Source organism: Shewanella spartinae (genome assembly GCF_019457555.1).
In the GTDB taxonomy this organism is placed as follows: Bacteria; Pseudomonadota; Gammaproteobacteria; order Enterobacterales; family Shewanellaceae; genus Shewanella; species Shewanella loihica.
The window spans coordinates 3,404,378-3,422,087 of record NZ_CP080418.1; the positions used below are offsets into that span (position 1 = coordinate 3,404,378).

Below are 17,710 nucleotides of genomic sequence, written 5' to 3' on the forward strand. Positions count from 1 at the left end.
ATTCGCCCAGTATCAAGATTGCCTTGTTATATCTATTTCAACTAATTGAACGCCCATAAAAAAGGCCGCTTGCGCGGCCTTTTCTTAAGGGTTAACCCTTAGCCTTTAATGCGCTGGTGCAGCTCCTGCACTGAAGTCACATTGGTGCGACTGTCAGCAGAGTGCGCCATACAGGTCGCGAAGGCGGCGTTCAAAGTTGTGGTGTAGTTCACCTTGTAACGCAGCGCGCCACGACGCAGCTGACGTGAGTCTTCGATCGCCTGGCGGCCTTCGGTGGTGTTCACGATATAGGTGTACTCATCGTTCTTGATACGGTCAAGAATATGCGGACGCCCTTCGTGTACCTTGTTCACCAGACGAGGATTGATACCCGCCTCGCCCAGCACGACTGCGGTGCCGTGGGTAGCATCGATCTCATAGCCCAGCTCAATCAGCTTGGCAGCCAGGTCGGCAACACGCTTCTTGTCGCTGTTACGTACAGAAAGCAGCGCACGGCCAGACTTAGGCACCTCAGAGGTGGCACCCAGCTCAGCCTTAGCATAGGCCTCGGCGAAGGTTGCACCCACGCCCATTACCTCACCGGTAGAGCGCATCTCAGGGCCAAGTAGCGGGTCAACCCCCGGGAACTTGTTAAATGGCAGTACCACTTCTTTCACCGAGTAGAAAGGTGGAATTACCTCTTTGGTAAAGCCCTGCTCTTCCAGACTCTGACCGGCCATGACGCGCGCGGCGATCTTAGCTAGCGGTACACCCGTCGCCTTAGAGACGAATGGTACGGTACGGGCCGCACGCGGGTTAACCTCGATCATGTAGATGGTGTTGTCTTGTACCGCAAACTGCACGTTCATCAGACCCACAACGCCGAGTTCCATCGCCAGCTTGCGCACCTGTTCGCGCATCTGATCTTGGATCTCCTGGCTCAGTGTGTATGGAGGCAGCGAACAACCAGAGTCACCCGAGTGAACACCCGCCTGCTCGATATGCTCCATGATGGCGCCAACCACAACAGTCGTGCCATCACATACCGCATCGATATCCACCTCGGTGGCGTTATCGAGGAAGTGGTCCAGCAGTACTGGCGAGGCGTTAGAGACGCTAACCGCTTCGTTGAAGTAACGACGCAGGTCTTGCTCGTCGTAAACGATCTCCATCGCGCGGCCACCCAGTACGTAGGATGGACGTACCACAAGCGGATAACCGATACGCTCGGCGGAGATCACGGCACCTTCTACCGTGGTGACGGTATCGTTTTCAGGCTGCTTCATCTCCAGGCGTTGAATCGCCTGCTGGAAACGCTCACGGTCTTCGGCGCGGTCAATGGCATCCGGGCTGGTACCAATAATTGGTACACCGGCGGCTTCCAGGTCACGAGCCAGTTTCAGCGGCGTCTGACCACCGTACTGCACGATAACCCCTTTAGGCTGCTCGATACGCACGATCTCCAGCACATCTTCCAGGGTCACAGATTCGAAATAGAGTCTGTCAGAGGTATCGTAGTCGGTAGAGACTGTCTCTGGGTTACAGTTAACCATGATGGTCTCGTAACCATCTTCACGCAGGGCAAGCGCCGCGTGCACACAGCAGTAATCGAATTCGATACCCTGACCGATACGGTTAGGACCACCACCCAGCACCATGATCTTGTCGCGGTTAGATGGGTTAGCCTCACACTCTTCCTCATAGGTCGAGTACATGTAGGCTGTATCGGTTGAGAACTCGGCGGCGCAGGTATCGACGCGCTTGTACACCGGGTACACTTCGTGACGGTAACGCAGCTTACGCATCTCTGACTCGCTAACCCCCATCAGGGCCGCCAAACGCGCATCGGAGAAACCTTTACGCTTGAGCTTGTAAAGGAAATCTTTGTCCATGCTAGCCATGCCGGCTTCTTTCACTTGGTTCTCAAGTGATAGCAGCTCTTCAATCTGCACCAGGAACCAAGGGTCGATATTGGTCAGCTTGAAGATGGCATCCAGACTCAGACCGGCGCGGAAGGCATCGGCGATATACCAGATACGCTCGGCGCCCGGCTCTTTCAGCTCGTGGCGAATGCGCGACAGGGCATCGTTATCTTCGACATCGACGATAGGATCCAGGCCATTAACGCCTACCTCGAGGCCGCGCAGTGCTTTTTGCAGCGACTCTTGGAAGGTACGACCAATCGCCATCACCTCACCCACAGACTTCATCTGAGTGGTCAGACGGTCATTTGCACCGGCAAACTTCTCGAAGTTGAAGCGTGGCACCTTGGTAACCACGTAGTCGATGGCAGGCTCGAACGAGGCTGGCGTTGCACCGCCAGTGATGTCGTTGCTCAGCTCATCCAGGGTGAAGCCCACCGCCAGCTTGGCGGCGATCTTGGCGATAGGGAAACCTGTCGCTTTCGATGCCAGGGCAGATGAACGCGATACACGCGGGTTCATCTCGATGATCACCATACGGCCATCTTTCGGGTTAATACCGAACTGAACGTTTGAACCACCGGTTTCGACGCCGATCTCACGCAGTACTGCCAGTGAGGCGTTACGCATCAGCTGATATTCTTTGTCAGTCAGGGTCTGCGCCGGTGCCACTGTAATTGAGTCGCCGGTGTGCACGCCCATAGGATCGAAGTTTTCGATAGAGCAGACGATGATACTGTTATCGTTGCGGTCACGAACCACTTCCATCTCATATTCTTTCCAACCGATGAGCGACTCGTCGATCAGCAGCTCGTTGGTCGGTGACAGCTCGAGACCCTGAGAACAGATCTCCTCGAACTCCTCCTTGTTGTAGGCGATACCACCGCCCGAGCCACCCATGGTAAATGATGGACGGATAATACAAGGGAAACCAACCTGCTCGAGTACCTCGTAGGCATCTTCCATACTGCGGGCGATACCGGCGCGAGGACACTCGAGACCAATCTTCTTCATCGCCGCATCGAAACGGCTACGGTCTTCGGCCTTGTCGATGGCATCGGCGGTTGCACCTATCATGTCGACGTTAAATTCGGCCAGCACACCTTCTGCCTCCAGGCGCAGGGCACAGTTCAGTGCCGTCTGACCGCCCATGGTCGGCAGAATCGCATCGGGACGTTCCTTAGCGATGATGTTGCGCACCACTTCCCAGTGAATCGGCTCGATGTAGGTCGCATCGGCCATCTCTGGGTCTGTCATGATGGTCGCTGGGTTAGAGTTCACCAGAATAACCCGGTAACCCTCTTCACGAAGCGCCTTACACGCCTGAGCACCCGAGTAGTCAAACTCACATGCCTGACCGATAACAATCGGGCCGGCACCCAGGATAAGAATACTTTTTATGTCTGTACGTTTTGGCATTGCTGAAACTATCTCCCGGACTACTTGGCGTTATGACGATATTCTTCGATCAACTCGATAAAGTGATCGAACAGCGGCGCGGCGTCGTGTGGACCCGGGCTTGCCTCAGGGTGGCCCTGGAAGCTGAACGCTGGCTTGTCGGTCAGGTGAATACCCTGCAACGAGCCGTCGAACAGCGACTTGTGAGTCACCTTAACGTTGGCCGGCAGGCTGGTCTCATCGGCAGCAAAACCATGGTTTTGGCTGGTGATCATCACGTTGCCCTTCTCCAGGTTGCTTACCGGATGGTTGGCACCATGGTGACCAAACTTCATCTTCAGCGTCTTAGCGCCAGAGGCCAGTGCCAACAGCTGATGGCCAAGGCAGATACCAAAGAGTGGAATGTCAGTCTTGAGGAAAGCCTGAATCGCTTCGATGGCGTAGTCACATGGCTCTGGGTCGCCAGGGCCGTTTGACAGGAAGATGCCATCTGGATTCATCGCCAGCACTTCGGCAGCTGGGGTTTGCGCCGGTACTACGGTCACATCGCAGCCACGGTCAACCAGCATACGCAGGATGTTGCGCTTAACGCCGTAGTCGTAGGCCACGACCTTGTATTTCAGGTCTGACTCAGGGGTGTCACTCGGCAGGCCGCCCACCAGACGCCAGCTACCGCTGCGCCATTGGTATTGCTTCTGCGTGGTCACCTCTTTGGCCAAGTCCATGCCTTTCAAGCCAGGGAACGCCTTGGCAGCCGCCAGCGCCTTAGCTTCATCCATGTCACCCACTAAGATGGCACCCGCTTGTGCCCCTTTTTCCCTGAGGATACGTGTTAGTTTACGCGTGTCGATATCGGCAATGCCTACAACATTATTGCTTTTTAGGTAATCGCTGAGGGATTGCTCATTTCTGAAGTTGCTCGCCAGTAGCGGTAGATCGCGGATGATCAGACCACAGGCATGGACGGCTTCAGATTCGGTATCTTCACTATTGGTACCAGTGTTACCAATGTGCGGGTAGGTTAGAGTAACAATTTGACGAGAATAGGAAGGATCCGTGAGGATCTCTTGGTAACCCGTCATGGAAGTGTTAAATACCACTTCACCAACTGCGAGTCCATCAGCACCGATTGCAGTGCCAGAGAATACGGTTCCATCTTCGAGTACGAGTAAGGCAGACTTTGTCAACGCGACCTCCGAAAAGAGCCAAGCCATTGAATAATAAGGTTTTATTTTGTGTTTAAAATACCAACTTCCGCTTAAATACGAAATTTTGACAAATTCCGACAATTTTAAAGGTAATTGTGAAGCTCGTCTATAGATAAGCGGTACTTTCTTTCAAAAAAAAACGCCAAATTGGCGTTTTTTTTAAATACTAATCCTTCAGGCCCAAGACCTGTTGCATGTCGTATAATCCCGGGCCCTGATCGCCCAGCCAAAATGCGGCGCGCATGGCACCGTTGGCAAAGGTCATACGACTCGAGGCCTTATGGGTGATCTCCAGACGTTCACCGATATCGGCGAACATGGCAGTATGCTCACCCACCAAATCACCGGCGCGAATGGTAGAGAAGCCTATGGTCTCACGGCTACGCTCTTCGGTGATCCCCTCACGGCCATAGACGGCGCATTTTTCCAGGTCACGCCCCAAGACTTCGGCGATCACCTCGCCCATCTTGAGTGCTGTACCCGACGGCGCATCTTTCTTATGTCTGTGGTGACCTTCGATGATCTCGATATCTGTGTAGTCGCCCATCACCTCGGCGGCCAGCTCCAGCAGGCGCCACATCAGGTTGACCCCCACAGACATGTTAGGCGCCATCACGATCGGCGTGTTCTCGGCGTAGGCGGCAATCTGCTCTTTCTGGGCATGATTAAAGCCTGTGGTGCCGATGACGATCGCCTTACCGTTGCGGGAACACCAGTCGGTATGCACCACACTGGCCTCGGGCGAGGTAAAGTCGATCAGGATATCGAAGTCGTCTACGGCATTGTCCAGCGAATCAGTGATGGCAACATTCATCGCGCCCACACCGGCGAGTTCGCCCGCATCGACACCTATCAATGTAGAACCCGCACGCTCAACCGCCGAACCTAAATAGATGTTGCTGCTGAGTTTTGCCGATTCAATAAGAGTTCGGCCCATGCGACCACTGCCACCGGTTATCGCCACTCTTACTTGCTCTGTCATCTAATTCTCCTAAACATTTGCTGCAGTTATTTGAGCACAAGGCTAACGCCAAATCATTTCAAAAAAAAGCCTAAGCAAACGCTTAGGCTATTTTGATTAGATAATGTCGAGCAATTCCACTTCGAACACGAGTGCCGAATAAGGAGGAATTGAGGCACCTGCGCCACGCTCGCCATAGGCCAGGTGATGCGGTACATACAGCTTCCACTTAGAACCAACAGGCATAAGTTGTAGCGCCTCGGTCCAACCGGCGATCACGCCAGAAACTGGGAACTCGGCAGGCTGGTCGCGCAGTACTGAACTGTCGAATACGTCACCGCTGATGAAAGTACCATGGTAGTGAGTACGCACAGTCGAATCATAGCTTGGCTTATCGCCTGAACCTTCGGTGATGATTTCGTATTGCAGACCAGACTCTAGGGTCACAACGCCGTCACGCTTTTGGTTTTCAGCGAGGAAAGCTTCGCCTTCGGCCGATGCAGCCGCAGCAGCTTCTTCCTGAACCTTTTGAATACGCTGACTAATCTCAGTGAATGCAGTTTGAAGATCTTGCATAGAGACAGCACTCTCTTTACCTTCAAACGCATCTGACAGACCAACCTGAACAGCTGAAATATCGATACCTTCGAATGAGTTAGCTGCGAGTTGCTCGCCTAATTGGCGGCCAACGCCATAGCTGGCGTGCTGTTCAATTGTGGTGAACTTATCAGACATAATGATTGTACTCTCATTTATTCAATTAATTTCGCGGCGGATTTTATCACAGACTGTGATAAAAAACCTAAAAATTGCCCCTAGGGTCTGTTTATCTTTCAGGTTTACTTTTTGTTCAATCTAAACGCGGTTTGCTCAAGGCGAGAGCAATGAAGCATAGTCGCACTATGTAAATTGCGAATAACAAAGAGCAAAGCACGTTTAGATGAACCCTTCAGGCAGCTTTTGCTGCAAAAACAAACAGCAAAGGTCAACACCCCCTAGTCACAGCGATTTTTTCCACCGGCGCTCGCGGCTCGATAAAGCGGCGTCACCTCTGGCAGCATCTGCTGCAGATCGGCGATGCGGTGGTCATGGGACGGATGGGTCGACAGCAGCTCTGGGCCCTGACTGCCTCCCGCCTTGGCCATGTTCTGCCACAGGCTGATGCTCTGGCTAGGATCAAACCCGGCTCTGGCCATCAGCTCGACGCCCATCACATCGGCCTCGCTCTCTTGGGCACGGCCATAGGGCAGAATAAAGCCATATTGAGCGCCCAGGCCCAGGGCCGACATGTAGAGGTCTTTGTTGCTCAGGCCGCTGACATCGATGGCGGCGCCGGCGATCTGCATGCCAACGCCTGTCATCTGCGCCCGTGACACCTGCTCGTTGCTGTGATTGGCCAGTACGTGGGCCACCTCATGACCGATAACGGTCGCCAGCTGATCCTGATTCTTCGCCACCTTGAGCAATCCGGTATAGACACCGATATGTCCTCCAGGTAAGGCGAAGGCGTTAACCTGATCCGATTCAAACACCACCACTTCCCAATTGGGCTGACGGCCCGGTAATACCGAGGTGATGCGATTAGCCACACAGGCCACATACTGATTGACCTGCTTATCCTGGCTCACCTTCTGCTGCTTCTTCATCTCGGCAAAAGACTCGGCCCCCATCTGATCCATCTGCTGGGCTGAAAACAGCAGGGTCTGTTTACGCCCTGTGGGCGATTGTGTGGTAGCACAGCCGGCTAATAAAAGTATTACCAGCGCCGCGGTTAACTGTTTCATCTCTCATCCCTTCTCGTTATGAAACCTTATTCTTGGCTATTTAAAGATAGCTAATAGCAATCACGGTAAGTAAGTGATCAGAAATAGTGCAGGAAAAACGCTCGAGAACAAGGCAGAATTTTTCGATAAGTAGTTATTCTACAATCAAAAATAGTAACGCAGTTATCGGACGTTTTAACAAACTAGCTTGATCAATTATTTACTACGATTGGTATAAAACATGTGGCGATAAAAAAACCTCGCATCGCGAGGTTTTTAATTGTGTATCAGCACGGCTTAGCTGTTCAAGTCCTGAAAGAACTTCTTCACGCCATCGAAGAAGCCTTCCGCCTTAGGGCTGTGCTTCTTTGATGAACCCGTCAGGGTGTTATCGAACTCACGTAGCAGCTCTTTCTGCTTGTCGTTCAGGTTCACCGGCGTTTCCATCACCACCTTACACAGCAGGTCGCCAACCGCATGGCTGCGCACCGACTTGACCCCTTTGCCACGCAGACGGAACATACGACCGGTCTGGGTTTCCGATGGGATCTTCAGGTTTACCTTGCCATCGAGTGTCGGCACTTCGATCTCGCCGCCCAGTGCCGCCGTACTAAATGAGATAGGCACTTCGCAGTAAAGATTGTTACCGTCACGTACGAAGATGGCATGCTCACGCACAGTGACCTGTACATACAGATCCCCTGGAGGCGCGCCGAATTCGCCCGCTTCCCCTTCGCCCGACAGACGAATGCGATCGCCGGTATCCACACCCGCAGGAATTTTCACCGACAGTGTCTTGCTCTTCTCTACGCGGCCTTCGCCATGACACTTACCGCAAGGATCTTTGATGATCTTACCGCGGCCATGACAGGTAGGACAGGCTTGCTGCACAGCAAAGAAACCTTGGCGCATCTGCACCTGGCCCTGACCGTGACAGGTACCACAAGTGGTGGGTGAGCTGCCTTTCTTGGCACCGCTACCGTCACAAAGGTCACAGGTGGCTAATGTTGGAATACGCAGCTCTTTGGTCAGGCCACGTACCGCTTCTTCCAGTGACAATTCGAGGTTATATCGCAGATCGGAACCGCGCGCCGCCTGACGCTGGCCACCACGGCGTCCACCACCGAAGATGTCACCAAATACGTCACCGAATACATCACCGAAGTCGGCGCCGCCGCCAAATCCGCCACCGCCGCGGTTAGGATCGACTCCCGCATGACCAAACTGGTCATAGGCCGCCTTCTTATCGCTGTCGGTTAGAATTTCGTAGGCTTCTTTTACCTCTTTGAAGCTGGCTTCGGCCGCCTTGTCACCTGGGTTACGGTCCGGGTGAAATTTCATGGCGAGGCGCTTATAGGCCTTCTTAATCTCACGCTCGCTGGCGTCGCGACCTACGCCCAATACTTCGTAATAATCTCGCTTTGACATAGTCTCATACTTTCTGCGCTAGGGTCTGTTGACCTTTTAGGTTTACTTTTTGTTCAATCTAAACGCGTTGTGCCCAAGGCTCGCGCTGCGCAGCATAGTTATTCTATGTAAGTCGCACGTAACGCAGGGCAAGGCGCGTTTAGATGAATCCTTTGGACAGTGTTTGTTAGCCATTTCTACGGCGTTATCGCCTGCTTATGTAGAATAACTACACCGCACAGGCTCTGCCTTGTATAACTGACCAACAAATAACTGCAAAAACAAACAGCAAAGGTCAACTGACCCTTAAGTTGTACGAACGGGCGTTAGAGTTACCCCATAACGCCCGCTGGAAATAATTTAGGCTGGGCCTGAATTATTTTTTGTCGTCTTTAACTTCTTCAAACTCGGCATCGACAACATCATCAGCAGGAGCTTCGTTAGACTGCTGAGCCTGCTCGCCTTGGCCAGCTTGCGCCTTAGCCTGAGCGATCTCCATCAGCTTGGCAGACGCTTCCATCAGGGCTTGCGTTGCCTTTTCGATAGCTTCTTTGTCGTTGCCCTTAGTGGCAGTGTCGACGTCAGCCATCGCAGCTTCGATCTTCTCTTTGTCTTCGCTTGGCAGTGCATCGCCCGCTTCTTCGATCTGCTTCTTAGTCGCGTGAACCATGCCGTCAGCTTGGTTGCGTGCAGACACTAGCTCTTCGAACTTAGCATCTTCATCGGCGTGCGCCTCGGCGTCACGTACCATAGCTTCAACTTCTTCATCGCTCAGACCAGAAGAGGCCTTGATGGTGATGTTTTGTGCCTTGCCCGTCTTCTTGTCGGTCGCAGACACGTGCAGAATACCATCGGCATCGATATCGAAGGCCACTTCAATTTGTGGCATGCCACGTGGTGCTGGCTCGATACCTTCCAGGTTGAACTGACCCAGCGACTTGTTGGCGCTAGATTGCTTACGCTCACCCTGTAGCACGTGAATGGTTACCGCGCTCTGGTTGTCATCGGCCGTCGAGAAGGTCTGGCTAGCCTTAGTCGGGATTGTGGTGTTCTTCTCGATAAGCTTAGTCATCACGCTGCCCATGGTTTCGATACCCAGAGACAGAGGCGTTACGTCTAGCAGCAGTACGTCTTTCACGTCACCGGCCAGTACACCCGCCTGAACCGCAGCACCGATAGCAACCGCTTCATCAGGGTTAACATCTTGACGCAGCTCTTTGCCGAAGAAGGCAGATACTTCTGCACGAACCTTAGGCATACGGGTTTGACCACCCACCAGAATCACTTCGTTGATGTCTGATACAGACAGGTCTGCGTCAGCCAGTGCCACTTTTAGCGGCTCGAGTGAACGTTGGATCAGGTCTTCAACCAGAGACTCAAGCTTGGCGCGAGTGATCTTAACCACTAAGTGCTTAGGACCTGTCGCATCTGCCGTGATGTATGGCAGGTTAACTTCAGTCTGAGTCGTGCTAGACAGCTCGATCTTCGCCTTCTCGGCAGCTTCTTTCAGACGCTGCATCGCCAGTGGATCGTTACGTAGATCCAGAGACTGTTCTTTCTTGAACTCGTCGGCCAGGTAGTTGATCAGACGGTTATCGAAGTCTTCACCACCTAAGTGAGTGTCACCGTTAGTTGCAAGCACTTCGAAAGTTTGCTCGCCATCAACGCTGTCGATCTCGATGATAGAGATATCGAAGGTACCACCACCTAAGTCGTATACCGCAACGATATTGTCGCCTTGCTTCTTATCGATACCGTAAGCCAGTGCCGCAGCAGTAGGCTCGTTGATAATACGCTTAACTTCCAGACCAGCGATACGACCGGCGTCTTTTGTCGCCTGACGTTGTGAATCGTTAAAGTAAGCCGGAACGGTAATAACCGCTTCGGTTACTGGCTCGCCCAGGTAGTCTTCGGCAGTCTTCTTCATCTTCTTCAGAATCTCTGCAGAAACTTGTGGCGGTGCCATCTTCTTATCGTGCGCTTCAACCCATGCATCACCGTTGTCTGCCGCGATGATCTTAAATGGCATGATGTCTACGTCGCGCTGTACTTCGTCATCTTTAAAGCGACGACCGATAAGACGCTTAATAGCAAAGAAGGTATTCTTTGGGTTTGTTACAGCTTGGCGTTTCGCAGGCTGACCAACTAATACTTCTTCGCCTGTATATGCGATGATCGACGGGGTAGTGCGATCGCCTTCCGCGTTTTCAATCACGCGTGCTTTATCGCCATCAAGTACAGCTACACAAGAGTTAGTTGTACCTAAATCGATACCAATAATTTTACCCATGGAGTCCTCCAAAAAAACTTTTAACTTACGCTAACTTTGTTATCTGATTCAGATATGGGGATAGGCGAATTCGTTTTCAAGCCTAATTTTCCGAGCCAATATCTTTCCTTAACACCCTATATTGGGACAGCAATTGGGATTACAAGGGCAAGAAAGATAAAAATTAACTTAATTGAGTATTTTTTTGATCTTAAAAGCTGCCGGCCGGCCAACAAGAAGCGTATAATGCATGCAATCGAAGTAAAACTCCCTCTGTGCCCCTGGCGCGTGGGATTTTTTTAGTTGTCTCGTTTAGTGAGAAGGTTCAGTGAAATCATCCAACCAAGCTTATCTCTATGCCTTAGCGGCCATCTTACTCTGGTCGACCGTCGCCACCGCCTTCAAGTTGGCCCTTAGCCATTTTACGCCGCTGCAGCTGGTGTTTGTCGCCGTCTCGACCTCTATCGTCACCCTAGGCGTCATACTGGCCGCGACCGGTAAGCTGCACCTCATTAAGCGCCAATTTAGCAGTCGTCCCTGGTTCTACCTACAGACGGGGCTGCTCAATCCCTTCCTTTATTATCTGGTGCTGTTCAAGGCCTACGCCCTCCTGCCTGCCCAGCAGGCGCTGTCGCTCAACTACACCTGGGCCATACTGCTGCCGCTGCTGGCGGTGCCGCTACTGAAACAGAAGCTGCGTAAGAGCGATCTCACCGCGGCGCTGGTCGCCTATCTGGGTGTCTTCGTCATCGCCACCAATGGCGAGATCACCAGCGTGCGCTTCGAGAGTGCTACCGGGGTACTGCTGGCGCTCACCAGCACCCTGCTTTGGTCCCTCTACTGGATAGTCAACACTAAGGATGAGGGCGACCCAGTAGTGAGTCTGCTGCTGAGCTTCTTGGTGGGACTGCCGTTTATTTTGGTGACCCTGCTGCTGACCCAATCGCTGCCGAGCTGGGATCTCAAGGCCCTTGGCGCCGGCATCTATGTAGGCCTGTTTGAGATGGGAGTCACCTTTGTCCTCTGGCTGGTCGCGCTGAAAAAAGCAGATCGCACCGCTAGCATGAGTACCCTGGTGTTTATCACCCCTGTGCTCTCGGTGGGCTTCATCGCCTGGATCCTGCAAGAGACCATTACCCCGTCGACCTTTATCGGCCTGGGACTTATCCTGACCGCGCTGGCGCTGCAGCAGCTATTGCCTCAGCTTAAACGCCTACGAACCAAAACAGCCCCTGCCCTGACGCCGGAGAACTAAGTCATCGGCTAACATAAGCTGTCAGAGATAGACGCCCTTGCATAAAAAACCGACCCTAGGGTCGGTTTTTTTATCGCTCATTGATATTCAGTGGCTAGTTGCGCACGTCTATCTCGCCCACACCCACCGAAACATACAGATGGTCATCGCCACCGGCGCCTTGCTGATGATAGCTCTGGCTCACCAAGTTCTGGTTTACCTTGAGGCGCTGACCACCATCACGAATGCTCACCTCGCCCACGCCTGACTCGAGCGATACATCACCAAAGCTCGCCTGGTGAGTGATCTCCGCGCGGCCTACCCCAAGTTCCACCTCTATGCTGGCACTCAGGCCATCGACAATCACCTCGCCGACGCCGGCATCCACCTTGAGCGCGGCGTTACGGGGCAGATAGACACGCCACTTCTGGTTCACATCATCCTGATCCGCTAGGCGCAGCACCAGCTTGTCGCCATCATCGAGGATATCGAACTTGGCCGAGCTCACATCGCTGTTTTGCCAGAAGCCAAACCATTTCGAATCGTTGGCTTTTACGACCACTTCGACCCGTACCTTATCCTGGTCGCCGGCGATCAGCTCCGCCTGACCTACATCCATGTCCAGCGCCACCTTCTGGCCGCGATAGTCGAACTCATCGTTGAGTGTAATGCTAGAGGCCGCCTGAACGCCCACGCTCATCAAACCTACTAGTAGACTTAAACTTACCAATGCCTTGTTAACCATGTTGTTTTTCATCTTAAGCTCCGTAACCGACTCCCTGTGAGATTGATTAAGACAAAGCAAGCAAGATGCCAAAGCTGTAACCTATTGTTATTAAAATAATTTATAGTTATTTAGTATTTTTGATTTAAGGTTTTCCCCAAACAAGTTGCGAAACTCACCAAGGGATCTGGTCAATTTCATCACTAGCGATCATGAGACAAAGCTACTGAGATAAAGTGACTTGAATAAAATTTAGCGAAGCAGAAAAACGAAAAGGAGCCCTAGGGCTCCTTTGTAAACTCACTGTCGGTTAGTTTGAGTTAACCGCGGGCGGTGTAGTCGCCGACACCAATCCACTTATAGGTGGTGAGCGCCTCGAGCCCCATAGGGCCTCTGGCATGCAGCTTCTGGGTCGACACCGCCACCTCGGCGCCCAGACCAAACTGGCCACCGTCGGTGAAGCGGGTACTGGCGTTGACATACACGGCCGCCGCATCCACCTCGTTGATGAAATGGGCCGTGGCATGAATGTTATCGCTCAATATCCCCTCAGAGTGACCACTTGAGAAGCGGCGAATATGGGCGATCGCCATATCCATATCATCCACCACCCTAACACCCAGGTTCAGCGACAGCCACTCTGTGCCAAAAGTCTCATCACTCGCCTTATGAGTGACAGTGTCGGCATCCTTGCCTATCGCCTGGGCCTGGTCACAGGCATAGAAACTCACGCCGAGTGCACTTAGGTGGGCATAGAACTTAGGCAGGAAAGTTTGGGCGATAGACTGGTGAACCAGCACAGTATCCAGGGCGTTACACACGGTCGGGCGCTGCACCTTGGCATTGGCGATCACCTCGATGGCTTTTAGCTGATCCACCTCGCTATCCACATAGAGATGACAGATACCGATACCGCCCAAGATCACCGGAATGGTCGCCTGCTCGGCGCACAGGCGCTGCAGGTTCTGACCACCACGGGGCACTATCATATCCACATATTTGTCGAGCTTGAGTAGGCCAGAGACCAAGGCGCGATCTGGATCTTGGATCAGCTGCACCGCATCGCTCGGCAGCCCCTGCTCGCTAATGGCTTCCCTGATCGCCTCGCTTAATGCCAGGTTAGAGGCCAGGGTTTCCTTGCCACCTCGCAGGATCACCGCATTGCCGGTCTTGAGCGCCAGCACGGCGATATCTACGGTCACATTGGGGCGCGCCTCATAGATAACCCCGAGCACGCCAAGCGGCACCCGGCGTCGGGACAGACGCAGCCCGTTATCCAGCAGCTGGCTCTCCAGCTCGCTGCCGATGGGATCGGCCAGGGCCACCACGTTTTCGATGTCGGCAATCACGCCAGATAGACGCGCCTCGTCCAGCAGCAGTCTGTCTATCATGGCATCATTCAGGCCGTTTTCCCGTGCCTTGGCCACATCCTGCTGATTAGCTGCAACTATCTGCGCGCGCTTGTCGGTAAGCTTGGCGGCAATTGCCCTAAGCAGGTCGCGCTTCTGCGAAGCCGTGAGGCTCGCCATGGCATAGCTGGCCGCCTTGGCCTGCTCACCGAGTGTGTTTAAGTACTGCTGTTTATCGTCCATCATTTCTGTTCCACTCATCTTTAATCTGCACAGATTGACTCTGCCGAAAACCTTACAGGACCACCATGTCGTTGCGATGCACTATGGCATCGCCGTAGTCGTAGCCCAGCAGCGACTCAATTTCATCCGAATGTTTACCGGCGATCTTCTGCAGATCTTTGGCGCTGTAACGACTCATGCCTCTGGCATGCTCCCGCCCCTGTTCATCCACCAGCTGCAGGGTGGCGCCGCGGTCGAACACACCGCTCACCGACAGTATCCCTTTAGAGAGCAAGCTGCGTCCCTTCAGGGTCACGGCGTTGATGGCGCCGCTGTCCAGCACCAGCCGGCCCTTGGTCGCCGGGCCCGCCAAGATCCACTGTTTGCGGCTCTCCAGTGGATTTTCCAGCGCGGTAAAATGGGTGCCCACCGGCAGCTGACATACGGCATCTAAGATCACCTTAGGATGATGACCCGAGGCGATCACCACCTCGATCCCGGCGCGGCGGGCGATATCCGCCGCCTGCAGCTTGGTCGCCATACCGCCCGTGCCCAGGCCGGAAACCGCGCCGCCCGCCAGGCTGCGTAGGCTATCGTCGATGTTCACCACCTGCTTAATAAGCTTGGCATCCGGGTTGGCCCTTGGGTCGGCATCGAACAGCCCCTTCTGATCCGTCAGCAGGATCAGCAGGTCGGCGTCACACAGCAGCGCCGCCCGAGCCGACAGGTTGTCGTTGTCGCCCACCTTGATCTCGTTGGTGGCCACCGCATCGTTCTCGTTGATGATAGGAATGATGCCGTTGGCCAGCAGGGCGTTGAGTGAGTCTCTGGCGTTGAGGTAGCGCTCCCTGTCATGCAGATCGGCGCGGGTCAGCAGCAGCTGGCCCACATGCAGCCCATAGATGCTAAACAGCTGTGACCAGGCTAGGATCAGTTGACTCTGGCCGACGGCCGCCAGCAGCTGCTTGTTGGCGACCGTATCCGGCAGTGTGGGGTAACCTAAGTGCTCGCGCCCGGCCGCGATGGCGCCCGAGGTGCACAGCACCACTTCGACACCCGACTTCATCAGCTTGGCCATTTGTCTGGCCAGCTCAACCATATGCGCCTTATCCAGCTGGCGCGATCCGGAGGTGAGCACGCTAGTGCCCAACTTTACCACCACACGGCGGTAGCCTATCTCACTTAAGTTCATTGACATTTAGACAGAAAAAAACCGAACCCCAAGTTATACCCAATCCCCAGGGCAAATGGTAGCGGGTAAGATAAAAGATTAGAGCCAGTCTACTTTCCTTCAATAAAAGCCCATAAAAAAGGCCATACATTGTATGACCTTTAATCTAAGCTGGCTGGCACTCAACTTAAGCTAAATTCGGCTCCTGCCAAAAACCTAAGCATAGATGAACTTAGCCATAGATAGACTTAGCCATAGATGAATTTGGCCAGAAACAGCGCCGCCAGCACCAAGACGCCCAAAGAGAGATCCTTGTAGCGACCGCTGAAGAGCTTGATCCCCGCATAGGCAACAAAGCCCATGGCGATGCCGGTCGCGATCGAAAAGGTTAGCGGCATCAAGATACAGACCACGACCACAGGCGCCGCCTCGGTGAGATCTTCCCAGTCCACATGCACCAGGCCAGACATCATCAGGATGGCGACATAGAAGAGTGTGCCCGCGGTCGCGTAGGCCGGCACCATGCCCGCCAGCGGCGAGATAAACAGCGACAGCAGGAACATGATCCCCACCACCACGGCGGTCAGTCCGGTGCGGCCACCTGCGCTCACCCCGGCCGTACTCTCGATATAACTCGTAGTCGTCGAGGTGCCCAACATGGCCCCTGCGATAGTGGCGCTGCTGTCGGCGGTCAGGGCGCGGCCGAGACGCGGCAGTCTGCCTCTGTCGTCGAGGAAGCCGCCGCGCTGAGCCACGGCCACCAAGGTGCCAGAGGTGTCAAACAGGTCCACAAACAGGAAGGCGAACACCACAGAGAGCATGCTGATCTCAAGCACATTGGAGAGATCCATCTTCATGAAGGTGGGCGCAATCGACGGCGGCGTCGAGATCATGCCGCTATATTGCACATCCCCCAGCAGCAGGCCCAGCGCGGTGATCCCCAGGATGCTGATGATCACCGCCGACTGATAGCCTCTGTGTACCAGGGCGATAATGATGAAGAAGCCCAGCACAGACATCACCGCCGGCAAGGCGGTCACATCGCCCATGGTCACCAGAGTCGCGGGGCTGGCCACCACTATGCCGGCACTCTTGAGGCCAATCAGCGCCAGAAACAGGCCGATACCAGCGGCGATCCCCAGACGCAGCGACATAGGAATGCTGTTGACGATCCACTCACGGATCTTCACCAAAGACAATATCAGGAAGCAGATACCCGAGAGGAATACCGCGCCCAGCGCCGTCTCCCAGCTGTAGCCCATCTCGCCAACGACGGTATAGGTAAAGAAGGCGTTGAGCCCCATGCCCGGTGCCAGGGCGATAGGATAGTTTGCCACTATGCCCATCACCAGACAGCCCACGGCCGCGGCCAGACAGGTGGCGACGAACACGGCGCCATGGTCCATGCCCGCATCGGCCAGCATCATGGGATTGACGAAGATGATATAGGCCATGGTTAAAAAGGTGGTCAATCCGGCCACCACCTCTTGTTTTAACGTTGTCTGGTGCTCGGTTAACTTAAATACTTTTTCTAACATGGAACGAGGTTCCTTGATTTAATTATGGTTTATTTAGGTAGGGTAAAAGTTGAAACCAAGTTAACCACTTGATAACAAGCGACGATTATATACGCAATAATTGCGCAAACGCGAGCCAGTTTAGAGCCATGACTCGAGACAATTACATAAAGGTGATCTACGCCAGATTTATCGCCGGGGATGCGAGACAGAGATGGCAAATTTCAGGCAAAAAAAAGCCTGCTCAAAGAGCAGGCGAGACATGTTTCAAGTGTTCCGAAAGGAAAGAGTTACCGCGCTAGCGGGTTACACTGGCCTACCGCTCAATGAGCAATAGACAACTTGAGTCTAAAAATCCCCAAATGGGGTAAGGTTGATGGATGATGCAACTACTTTAATCAAGTGAACTAGGTTCAAATGATCTCAGGGGTAGTTAGCCCTTAAAAGTCATAGCGTACAGACCACCGCGAAGGGCATCGGTACAAAACCAAGTATTCTGCCAATAAACGTGCTGAATTCCTGTATAAGACATAGTCATTAACTCCTAACAAAGTTGAAAAAATAATCTCTAGTGAAACTTGGCAGG

General features: G+C 53.5%; 12 protein-coding genes. 1 reads left to right on the forward strand and 11 read right to left on the reverse strand.

Annotation, left to right across the window (positions count from 1 at the left end; translation table 11 throughout):
- Positions 1-98: 98 nt before the first annotated feature.
- The 7 genes from carB to dnaK all read right to left on the reverse strand — a co-directional run bounded on the left by carB (position 99) and on the right by dnaK (position 10,928).
- Positions 99-3,320 carry a carbamoyl-phosphate synthase large subunit gene (gene carB / locus K0I31_RS14785; RefSeq protein ID WP_011866635.1) on the reverse strand — a complete coding sequence of 1,074 codons (3,222 nt, stop codon included), beginning with the start codon at positions 3,318-3,320 and terminating at the stop codon, positions 99-101.
- Between the two features lie 20 nt (positions 3,321-3,340).
- Positions 3,341-4,513: a glutamine-hydrolyzing carbamoyl-phosphate synthase small subunit gene (gene carA, locus K0I31_RS14790; protein WP_220078867.1), complete on the reverse strand. Its 1,173-nt coding sequence runs from the start codon at positions 4,511-4,513 to the stop codon at positions 3,341-3,343.
- 160 nt (positions 4,514-4,673) lie between these two features.
- Entirely contained in the window at positions 4,674-5,489 is an 816-nt protein-coding gene (gene dapB / locus K0I31_RS14795; protein WP_220078868.1) for a 4-hydroxy-tetrahydrodipicolinate reductase, read from the reverse strand.
- 96 nt (positions 5,490-5,585) lie between these two features.
- Positions 5,586-6,203, reverse strand: a complete 618-nt coding sequence (gene bamJ / locus K0I31_RS14800; protein WP_144203819.1) for a BamJ family beta-barrel-assembly machinery protein — start codon at positions 6,201-6,203, stop codon at positions 5,586-5,588.
- A 260-nt stretch (positions 6,204-6,463) separates the two neighbouring features.
- A complete protein-coding gene (locus K0I31_RS14805; protein ID WP_220078869.1) occupies positions 6,464-7,252 on the reverse strand; it encodes a M48 family metallopeptidase in 789 nt (262 codons plus the stop codon).
- 276 nt (positions 7,253-7,528) lie between these two features.
- Positions 7,529-8,659: a molecular chaperone DnaJ gene (gene dnaJ, locus K0I31_RS14810; RefSeq protein ID WP_011866640.1), complete on the reverse strand. Its 1,131-nt coding sequence runs from the start codon at positions 8,657-8,659 to the stop codon at positions 7,529-7,531.
- 355 nt (positions 8,660-9,014) lie between these two features.
- Positions 9,015-10,928 carry a molecular chaperone DnaK gene (gene dnaK / locus K0I31_RS14815; RefSeq protein WP_011866641.1) on the reverse strand — a complete coding sequence of 638 codons (1,914 nt, stop codon included), beginning with the start codon at positions 10,926-10,928 and terminating at the stop codon, positions 9,015-9,017.
- 307 nt (positions 10,929-11,235) lie between these two features.
- On the opposite strand from dnaK, the gene K0I31_RS14820 reads away from it, so the two are divergent.
- On the forward strand, positions 11,236-12,162 hold the full coding sequence (locus tag K0I31_RS14820) for a DMT family transporter (RefSeq protein ID WP_220078870.1): 927 nt from the start codon (positions 11,236-11,238) through the stop codon (positions 12,160-12,162).
- 94 nt (positions 12,163-12,256) lie between these two features.
- Here the strand turns inward: K0I31_RS14820 and K0I31_RS14825 are convergent, their stop codons facing one another.
- The 4 genes from K0I31_RS14825 to K0I31_RS14840 all read right to left on the reverse strand — a co-directional run bounded on the left by K0I31_RS14825 (position 12,257) and on the right by K0I31_RS14840 (position 17,145).
- Positions 12,257-12,898 carry a hypothetical protein gene (locus K0I31_RS14825; protein WP_220078871.1) on the reverse strand — a complete coding sequence of 214 codons (642 nt, stop codon included), beginning with the start codon at positions 12,896-12,898 and terminating at the stop codon, positions 12,257-12,259.
- Positions 12,899-13,185: 287 nt separating this feature from the next.
- Positions 13,186-14,475: a glutamate-5-semialdehyde dehydrogenase gene (locus tag K0I31_RS14830; RefSeq protein WP_220078872.1), complete on the reverse strand. Its 1,290-nt coding sequence runs from the start codon at positions 14,473-14,475 to the stop codon at positions 13,186-13,188.
- A gap of 34 nt (positions 14,476-14,509) precedes the next feature.
- Positions 14,510-15,628, reverse strand: coding sequence for a glutamate 5-kinase (proB, locus tag K0I31_RS14835; protein WP_220080871.1), 1,119 nt, complete (start codon positions 15,626-15,628; stop codon positions 14,510-14,512).
- 227 nt (positions 15,629-15,855) lie between these two features.
- Positions 15,856-17,145, reverse strand: coding sequence for an NCS2 family permease (locus K0I31_RS14840; RefSeq protein ID WP_011866646.1), 1,290 nt, complete (start codon positions 17,143-17,145; stop codon positions 15,856-15,858).
- Between the last annotated feature and the right edge of the window lie 565 nt (positions 17,146-17,710).

Coding starts and splice junctions, on each gene's coding strand:
- dnaJ (WP_011866640.1), bottom strand. CDS start 8,659: ATGTCAAAGCGAGATTATTACGAAGTATTGGGCGTAGGTCGCGACGCC.
- K0I31_RS14825 (WP_220078871.1), bottom strand. CDS start 12,898: ATGAAAAACAACATGGTTAACAAGGCATTGGTAAGTTTAAGTCTACTA.
- carB (WP_011866635.1), bottom strand. CDS start 3,320: ATGCCAAAACGTACAGACATAAAAAGTATTCTTATCCTGGGTGCCGGC.
- bamJ (WP_144203819.1), bottom strand. CDS start 6,203: ATGTCTGATAAGTTCACCACAATTGAACAGCACGCCAGCTATGGCGTT.
- dapB (WP_220078868.1), bottom strand. CDS start 5,489: ATGACAGAGCAAGTAAGAGTGGCGATAACCGGTGGCAGTGGTCGCATG.
- K0I31_RS14830 (WP_220078872.1), bottom strand. CDS start 14,475: ATGAGTGGAACAGAAATGATGGACGATAAACAGCAGTACTTAAACACA.
- K0I31_RS14805 (WP_220078869.1), bottom strand. CDS start 7,252: ATGAAACAGTTAACCGCGGCGCTGGTAATACTTTTATTAGCCGGCTGT.
- proB (WP_220080871.1), bottom strand. CDS start 15,628: ATGAACTTAAGTGAGATAGGCTACCGCCGTGTGGTGGTAAAGTTGGGC.
- K0I31_RS14840 (WP_011866646.1), bottom strand. CDS start 17,145: ATGTTAGAAAAAGTATTTAAGTTAACCGAGCACCAGACAACGTTAAAA.
- carA (WP_220078867.1), bottom strand. CDS start 4,513: ATGGCTTGGCTCTTTTCGGAGGTCGCGTTGACAAAGTCTGCCTTACTC.
- dnaK (WP_011866641.1), bottom strand. CDS start 10,928: ATGGGTAAAATTATTGGTATCGATTTAGGTACAACTAACTCTTGTGTA.